Here is a 7,653-nt window from a genome sequence, read left to right as displayed (position 1 = left end):
TAATATTGAAAGTGTTATGGGGTTAATCCCATAATACTTCTTTTCTTTTTTTCATTATATAAACCTTCCCATAATTAAAATGGAGTTTGATAAAAGATGATATGGATATCAATCCTTAATTTAATAATAACAATACTATTAATTATCTTTATATATCCATCTAAAGAATTTAAATATAAAAATATCATACTAGGATTGTTTTCATTGAATTTAATTTTGATTATAATGACCATTTTATTGAATTAAAAAAAAGATGATAAAAAAATTACTGCAAGGCGTTAAATTATTTTTTGAACCATAAATAATCCTAACTTCAAATTTCATCTCCAGAAGTTGAAACGCTGCGTAGTGATTGTGCACTCCACCAATAGAGAATTTTGTGACTTTACTTCCTTAATTTGAAATGAATTTTTCCTAATGTATTAAGAAATGTTGATGATTAGTATTATACCAACAATACTATACAAAATATAAGCACCCACCTAAAAACAGCCAAAACAGCCTTAAAAAATAATTAATTAAAAAACTGTTTTTATGAAAATAAGAATGAATAATAATTTATTAACCTATTTAATAATCGATACTAAGTTATTATGTGATGAAAGAAATATTAAAGTTTAATAGATATTATAAAGACCATAAATCATTTAAAAATGATTTTGCCCGTATATTATACAAAATATAATGTACTTTTTGCTCATAATATTAAACTCAAAATTATATATAACATTCCCATACTTATTAATTTCCGATTTTGAATCAAATTAATATGGTTACAATAATTAAAAAAGAGAACAAATAGATTAAAAGTAATTTTTTAATTTTAATTTAATTAATCGATTTTTCTCATTAAATACAACAGCTTAGAAAATAATATGTTTTTAACATTAACATCCACATGAGAAAATTTAAAAAGAAGATATAATAAAAAAATAAAAAGAGATAAAATTATCTTGATGGGATAATGATATCTCTTTCACCAGATGGCATGAATTCCCTTAAAGCTCCTTTAGCGATTTCTTTTCTCACATGTCTGAAATCGAATGTATTATTATTATCTGCGAAAGCAATTTTAATTAGAGGATTTGTACAGAATGCATCTCCTCTTGCAGCATGAGGTGCTTGGGCAATTCCTGCATATTCTGGTTGGTGACCTACGTTCATCGCATAGTTCGGATAATTAGGTCCTCTTAATTCGTGAATTAAACCTTCATCACTTCTAACTGATAAAGAATTGGCTGCACCGGCCTGATCTTGTAAGTCATAGCCATAAAATCCAAGTCTGGAATGAGCTTCCTTATGCAAAATCATACTTAGATACCAACCGTTAACACCAGCATTTGAATTTCCTGTAGCGAAAGCTGCAGAACAACCGGCCGCTGCAGATACAACTGATGCTCTTTGAGAACCACCAAAGTGTGTTTCCAAAAGAGTAGGCAATTCATATTGTTCCAATCCATAAAGTGTTACTTCAGTGGAAATGTCACGTACTGTATCCATGCTTAACTCCGCTTGGCACATTCCATAGTTGTCCTCTACATAATCCATACCATAATAGATAAAGTCATCCAGAATATCATCAGTGTATGTTGCACTGGCATACTGGGTAAATCCTACTCCTCCAGACATATATGAACCTAGCCATACCTGGTCATATAATACGGCCCCTGCAGCAATTACTTCCAAAGTTATCTCAGCAGGGTCATCGGAAATTCTTGAGGTTTGGACAATATCTGCCAATGTACCAAATGCTACACCACCAGGTTCATTAGGGCCTCTTGCACGTCTAGCAGGCAAGAATGCCGCCATACCAATAACGTCTGCATGCTTTGCAGCATATGAAAAGTCTGCAATAGCTGCTTCCCCTGCACATAATTTATATGCATTAATGAAACTCATACCGATTTGCATAGCAGACCATCTTGAAACTGTACCACCATCACAAGCCCTTACGACAAGTGTAGGAACTTTACTTACTTGATATGTCTTATTTCCAACATATTTTTTAAGCATTTCAGCCTGATCTTCCGGAAACTCCTTGTTGATATCAATCAACACTCTTTTATCCAATTCATCAGCCAAATCATCATTACCTGTAAAGATTTTAGCATAACAATCATCTACAAGACCAGGATGCACTTCCACCATATGCTCTTGAACTACTGCTCCTCCAGGAAGCGCATGGTTAATGTTTTCCATATACTCGTTGATTGTTTCAGGAGTTACTTCAACACCCAATCTTTCCTGCAATACTGAATGTGCTGTGTCCATTCCCACAATGATGGTTCTTTTAATGTCATCCACCAATTGTTGGATAGCTGAATTGTTACAAAAGTGTAAATCATCCCCTTCAACATAATCTTCAGTGCCGGAGATTTTATATGCCATCAATTGCCTTTGACCTAAAGGAACTCCAATGTCAGGATTATAGAAAGGCATGTTTCTTTCTTTAGCCAGCTTTTCAGCAGCATCATTGAATTCCCTTTTTCTTTCAGATTGCCTCCATCCGTCAAAGCAGTAGAAACTGGTGTGATCACTTTCCTGGTCTTCTCCTTTAAACTTATTGTTTAAAGCTTCTAAAAATTTTTTATCTTCCAAAGCCATCTCATTCACCTAATTTCTTTTTTAAGTCTTTAGAAAATACTCCTAAACCATATCCCCCTTTGGTACGTGCTTCATGAATATTTTCAACTACCTCAAGTGCTTCTTTATCTTGTCTCATACCGATATTATCTTCCCTGTAGATTGTTGTGATTTCTTTTAGATATTCCTCATCCAAAGGTGCACCGACATCTACCAACTCATCCAATGGACGGCCTACCTGATCTTTAACATAATAAACATGACCATCCTCTTCATTGAAGACATATCTTTGAAGACCATCGAACATTAACCCGTTTTCATCCAATCTTAATGAGTGTCCGTGTACGGTTGCTCCCCTCATACCTGATCGGGCAGGGTCAAAAATATCTGTTTCAATCAATTCTTTAGAAATTTTTTCTAAATCTTGTTCTCTTATTTCTATTACCTGTCTTCCGGATAATGTACCTGTATCTACTCCTCTGTATCTCCACATGTAGGTTCTTGCCCTATCATAAGGCTGTGCCGGAGCATGGTACATTGAATCAGCAAATTGAATATACCTGACCCTAATACCTTCTGCTGCACCAGGAGTAGGTTCTACAATACTTTTAATAATATCCCCATCATCTTCCATTTCGGCCAATGGAGGATGAACTGTTTTATAACTTTCACCGGGATTTCTATGACCCAATATCTTTACGATACCCTCATCAGAGACTTCCCTTATCTTTTTAAATTTATGCTCTGGATTCATATGCTTTCTTCTGTTTTCAGCAATTTTTGTTTCACCAGGGCCAAATTGTGCTTTATATGTCATAAATTCACCATAAAATTATTTTATAACTTTTACCGTTTCAGAACTTCGTGCACTAGAATCAACTAAACCAATGTAACGTTTGTCAATATGATTTTCAAAACTTTCACCATATTTTAAATAATCGGAAATGGTACTTTTAGTTCGAGTGAATCTTCCAACCAAAACTGTAAAATCACAGGGCATGTTTTCGTCTAAAATAACCTGCAAGTTATCCATGAAATCATTGAATTTAGAAATATCTGCTGTGATGATAATATCTCCAACCATAACTCTTAAATCCACATCATTTCCTTTAACTTGAATTGTTTTTCTGTCAGTATGATTTACTTCATGGCCTTTACCAGGACCATAAAATACTTTTTTGGGAAGAGACGGCCCATGTATCAATACCCTCATGTTTCCTTCCAATTCATAAATCTCATTTAGAATTTTTTCACATGTGTCCGGCTTTAAAAATCTGTTTGGAATAATCTTAATATCAATTACATTAACTTGTTTTGATTCATCCATGAAAAACACCTTAAATTTTATCTTTAATTTCTCCTGCAACCTTGGCCACATTTGGAATAGGGTTTCTAAGGTTATCAATAGTACCATACACAATTCCAATTAATGCAGATGTTCTTTTAACTGAAAACATCTGAGTTCCTGCATCCAAACACATTGCAGCTGATGCACAAGGAATTGCAGTTCCTTTTGCATGTCTTGTCACTACGTGGTTTCCGTGGAATGTACCTGGTCCCCCACCACCATAAATGGAATGGGAGAAGAAACTAAATCCTACACCTACACCCTCCGTTCTACCATAATCTACACCGGGAAGGCCAGTTTCATATTCTAACATATCATTATAATACAATACTGTTGAAGCTACACCTTGAGCGGCTCTTGCAGCACCTACATTAACAATGACCGCAGCAAGCAATCCTGCAGCAGCATATGCATTCCATAATGCCCAATCAACCGGTTCATACAGGTTATATCCGGAAGGCATCTTTTTAGCAACCCTAATGACATTATCTTCAATAGCTCTTCCAACCAATGATTGGATAACTGTTCCAACAGTTCCCTTACCGTTTTCCTTAACAATGTCAAATACCAAATTATCTGCATTTAAACCTTGATAGGCTAATGTCAACAAATGCATTCTTTCAAATGCACCGGCAGCATCACCAGTTTCAATCATTGCTGTCTGTTCCATAATTGAAGACAATGCAGCAGCATTTAAAGTTTGCTTATTGGTAATGGCAACTACATGGTTTGCCATGACATTTCTTAAACCGTATCCCAATCCTTCCAACAATACCGGAGGCCCTAAAAGCGCACTGATATTAGCACCTGAAAGATCGACAGTTCTCGGATATGCTCCCATTACTGCAGTTTTGATTGTTGATGCATCGAACATGTTAACTTCAAAACTGTCAATAATTGCCTGAATGGTTGCAGCACCAGTCTGCATTGTTGAAACAGAATAATCTGCAGCAACATTTAAACGTTCGAAAGGCAATTGAACCAACAATTGTTGGCCATCATTGATTAGTTCAACAGTCGTATCATCATCCTCATTAACACGAAGAATCTTCTTGATTTTATCAGCTATCACATCTGCATTCTCAACAATTTCATAATCCAATTCTCTTCCCGGAATATATGTCGCTTTTCCGCCCATTGCAGCATTCTTTAAACCATTTTCAATACCTGCCAGATTGACTGCACAGGACCTTTTAATGTCATAAATCATTTCCTGTATAGCAGAATTCTTAAGCGGACTAATGGATTCCAATGGTACGGATTCCTCAAGGATTTTTCCATCAGGACCATACAAATCCAGAATATCATCATATATTTTCATACTATCCTCCTAAAAAAAATTTAAGAAAATAGGAAACCTTATTGTGGTTTACTAATTAAGTCTGTTTTACAACCTGGGTTTCCTTCTTTCATGTGAGGGGTTCTTAAAACTGTGTCGTTTGATTTTTCGATTTCTCTTGCTTCTTGTGCTAATTTAGCAGCACATGCAGCAATTTCGTGAGCAGCAGCTACTAATGGGATGAAGTTTTCGAAACCTTTGGTCATGAAACAACCTTTCATGTCTAAGTTAGCAACGGATCCAGCCATTTCGTATGCAGCAATAGCTTTTGCTTTTGCATAGGGGTTAGCGAATCCACCAGCTTCTGCAGCTTTTTCAGCGGTGACAATGAGTTTAGGTAATTCGATTGCACCAGCTTCTGCTTGTGCGATGACATCGTCAATGGTTTTTTGGACTAATCTTAATGCTCCGGTTTCAGCGAGTACTTTTAAGATGTCAGAGTTGAAGATAGCCATTTCAGTTGGGTCTAACCATTCTCTTTTTGCACCAATCATTGGGTCAGACATTACGATAATGTAACCGAGACCTTGTTCGTCCATTTCATCTTTCTTACCTTTACCCGGTGCATCACCGACGATAATGGCGGGAATGTCTTTTTCTGATAACATTTCTCTTGCCCTAGCTGGTCCAGGTGCTCCTGGGTTTGGGCTAATGAAGATTGCGAAATCAGGTTCAAAAGCGTCTATTTTAGGTACGACGTCTTCTACTTGTTCCGGGTTCATTTTTGCTCCAGATCCAAAGGTTCTTACATCGATGTTTGGTCTGTCTGCTCTTTCGTCTAACAATAGGTCAATAACCGGTGATGTACCGATATTTCCACTTTTAATTATTGCGATTTTTACAACCATAGTATCACATTTTATTTTACATTATTTTTTCATTTAAATAAAAAAATAAACCTGAAATAAATTCATTTCTTAAATTAAGTAATAATTAGATATATAAATTCAATTTGCAGACTACAAAAACTCATGTATTCTAAAATAAATAGAAGAGTGAATAGTTATTTATTATAACTATTCAAAACTTCATATGGCTAGCTATTTAGCTATAGTTTGATGATCATAATCTAATGAATTAAGTTTTGTTAAAGTCCTGTGAAATTTCTCCATCTTATTTAGAATTTTTAATCAACATCATTAAATCCAGTTTTAATTAAATTTTTTAGTAAATGGAAAATCTGAATCTTTCCCATTCAAATAACTTACTTACATATTATTGGAACCATTTATTAGAAAAAGTTCCCAATTTTATCGTTTATACTACTATTAAGTCATATCGAGATCAGTTAAAGAGAGTATCAGGAATATGTTCACTATTTAAATTTGAATACTCACTCTTCGACAAAATATGAACTGATTCACAAGTTATAGAACTCATATCCATTAGAACATTACATGCATGATAAAATTTTATTTGAGAAACATTTTCACTATTGAATTCTTCAAATAATCCTATTAAATCCATATTTTTGGGATTTATATCATCTCTAATCAATCCAATTTTCTGCATATACATTTCCATGATACTCTCCAACAATCTAGAATTATGAAAATCAGACACCCAATCAAAATAATGTGATTCTTAAAATTTAATAACAATTACATAATTAAGCATCTAATTAAATAATCTAAATATTCATAGGAGTAATAACCATATAAATGTTATTAAAGTATTAACTTTGATTTTTGAAGTTTAATTGAAAAAATAAGCCTTATAAATCATTTAAATTTTTCTAAAAGAAATAACATCCACATCTATTAAATTTACTATAAGAATATTTATCCTTTTAAATCAAGTAATATTTTTTTAAAAGTAATAACATTACATTATTGATGATTAAATTGTAAATAAGCGAAAATAATAGTGTTAAATTATAAAAATCAGATTTTGATGCAATTATTAACTATGAAATGAACATCTACTCATTATTTAACCGTATAAAAATTTTGACATTGAAATTAAATCGTAATACTTTTTATAAAATTATTACTACTTAAAAACATAATAAAATATAAAAAAGTATTACAAATGTATAACAACACAAATATGTTTAAATGTCAAATTCAAAATATTGTTGCCCATATACTATACAAAATATAATGTACTTTTAGCTCCTATACTATACCGTACATGAAATGACATTAAATAGTAATGAATGTATACTTGGTATCAATTTTCATAATCTTTTATTCCAGTAAGTTTTTCAATGTCTGAAAAGCTCCAATACTTATTTTCCCAATGGAAATAAACATCTTTTCTTTTCTTAAATATTCTAAATGGAACATTTGTATTATCATAAATATGGACAATATCACAAATTTCAACTAATTCAGGAACCAAATCTAGTGCCTTATAATATCTTGATTTGATCTTTTCTTCA

The 7,653-nt window shown here is 33.1% G+C and carries 6 protein-coding genes and 1 pseudogene; all 7 read right to left on the bottom strand.

What is annotated here, in order from left to right; genetic code table 11:
* Positions 1-948: 948 nt before the first annotated feature.
* Positions 949-2,598, bottom strand: coding sequence for a coenzyme-B sulfoethylthiotransferase subunit alpha (mcrA, locus tag ACJMLH_RS08155; protein WP_405276553.1), 1,650 nt, complete (start codon positions 2,596-2,598; stop codon positions 949-951).
* Positions 2,599-2,605: 7 nt separating this feature from the next.
* On the bottom strand, positions 2,606-3,400 hold the full coding sequence (gene mcrG / locus ACJMLH_RS08150) for a coenzyme-B sulfoethylthiotransferase subunit gamma (RefSeq protein WP_405276551.1): 795 nt from the start codon (positions 3,398-3,400) through the stop codon (positions 2,606-2,608).
* 15 nt (positions 3,401-3,415) lie between these two features.
* Positions 3,416-3,910: a methyl-coenzyme M reductase operon protein D gene (gene mcrD, locus ACJMLH_RS08145; protein ID WP_405276549.1), complete on the bottom strand. Its 495-nt coding sequence runs from the start codon at positions 3,908-3,910 to the stop codon at positions 3,416-3,418.
* Between the two features lie 10 nt (positions 3,911-3,920).
* Entirely contained in the window at positions 3,921-5,252 is a 1,332-nt protein-coding gene (mcrB, locus tag ACJMLH_RS08140; protein WP_405276547.1) for a coenzyme-B sulfoethylthiotransferase subunit beta, read from the bottom strand.
* A gap of 38 nt (positions 5,253-5,290) precedes the next feature.
* The gene (locus ACJMLH_RS08135) at positions 5,291-6,118 is read right to left on the bottom strand and encodes a F420-dependent methylenetetrahydromethanopterin dehydrogenase (protein WP_405276545.1); all 828 of its coding nucleotides are present in this window, start codon (positions 6,116-6,118) and stop codon (positions 5,291-5,293) included.
* Between the two features lie 436 nt (positions 6,119-6,554).
* Positions 6,555-6,794, bottom strand: coding sequence for a hypothetical protein (locus ACJMLH_RS08130; protein WP_405276543.1), 240 nt, complete (start codon positions 6,792-6,794; stop codon positions 6,555-6,557).
* Positions 6,795-7,442: 648 nt separating this feature from the next.
* Positions 7,443-7,653, bottom strand: a pseudogene (locus ACJMLH_RS08125) (hypothetical protein); the annotation flags it as partial.

The sequence above is a fragment of the Methanobrevibacter sp. genome, from assembly GCF_045116495.1.
Taxonomy (GTDB): domain Archaea; phylum Methanobacteriota; class Methanobacteria; order Methanobacteriales; family Methanobacteriaceae; genus Methanocatella.
Note: the sequence above shows the minus strand (reverse complement) of the source record. Positions and strands in the feature narration are given on the sequence as shown.

What these genes read in the sequence shown, in the direction of transcription:
- mcrG (WP_405276551.1), bottom strand. Translation starts at nt 3,400, where the DNA reads ATGACATATAAAGCACAATTTGGCCCTGGTGAAACAAAAATTGCTGAA.
- mcrD (WP_405276549.1), bottom strand. Translation starts at nt 3,910, where the DNA reads ATGGATGAATCAAAACAAGTTAATGTAATTGATATTAAGATTATTCCA.
- mcrB (WP_405276547.1), bottom strand. Translation starts at nt 5,252, where the DNA reads ATGAAAATATATGATGATATTCTGGATTTGTATGGTCCTGATGGAAAA.
- ACJMLH_RS08135 (WP_405276545.1), bottom strand. Translation starts at nt 6,118, where the DNA reads ATGGTTGTAAAAATCGCAATAATTAAAAGTGGAAATATCGGTACATCA.
- ACJMLH_RS08130 (WP_405276543.1), bottom strand. Translation starts at nt 6,794, where the DNA reads ATGGAAATGTATATGCAGAAAATTGGATTGATTAGAGATGATATAAAT.